Here is an 891-nt window from a genome sequence, read left to right as displayed (position 1 = left end):
CACATCCAATCGTGCTGATTCAGCATATGCCTGCGACATTTACGGCGGCATTTGCAAGTCGATTGAACACGTTGTGTAAGATCCAAGTGAAAGAAGCACAAGACGGTGATGTGTTACAAGCTGGTGTGGCTTACCTAGCGCCAGGCGGCAAGCAAATGATGATTGATGGTCGTGCAGGTGCTGCTCGCCTTCGCATCATTGATGGCGGCGATCGCATGAACTACAAACCGTGTGTGGATGTGACCTTTGGCTCGGCGGCGAAAGTTTACGGCGAAAAAGTGCTTTCTATGGTGCTCACCGGAATGGGTGCAGATGGCCGAGAAGGTGCGCGTATGCTGAAATCGGCAGGTTCAACCATTTGGGCACAAGACGAAGAAAGCTGTGTGGTTTACGGTATGCCTCAAGCTGTTGCTAAAGCGGGCATTTCTTCTGAAGATTTACCTCTTGACCGAATTGCAGAACGCATGCTGGTGGAAGTGGGTTTAGCGTAGGATAAATCATGATCGTTTGGAGTGTAGCTAACCAAAAAGGTGGGGTAGGTAAAACCACATCAACAGTGACACTAGCAGGTTTGTTGAGCCAGAAAGGTCATCGTGTATTGATGGTCGACACCGATCCTCATGCGTCACTGACGACTTATCTTGGTTACGACTCAGATACCGTGTCATCAAGCTTGTTCGATCTGTTTCAGCTAAAGACGTTCACTCGCGATACGGTTAAGCCGTTGATCTTAGAAACCGAGTTGGAAGGAATGGACATCATTCCTGCGCACATGTCATTGGCTACGCTAGACCGCGTAATGGGCAACCGCAGCGGGATGGGTTTGATCTTAAAGCGTGCGTTACAAGCGGTTGCGCAAGACTACGATTATGTCTTGATTGACTGTCCGCC

At 49.5% G+C, this 891-nt stretch carries 2 protein-coding genes; both read left to right on the top strand.

Annotated features, from left to right (window positions below; genetic code table 11):
- Positions 1–491: chemotaxis protein CheB (locus tag R7040_RS25330; RefSeq protein WP_318097399.1), on the top strand; the 491-nt coding region annotated here is incomplete at its 5' end.
- An 8-nt stretch (positions 492–499) separates the two neighbouring features.
- A partial coding sequence (locus R7040_RS25325) for a ParA family protein (protein WP_318097397.1) occupies positions 500–891 on the top strand: 392 nt, incomplete at its 3' end.

The organism is Vibrio sp. 1069 (assembly GCF_033340555.1).
The sequence above is the reverse complement of the archived record's forward strand: the minus strand, read 5'-3'. Positions and strand labels throughout refer to the sequence as shown.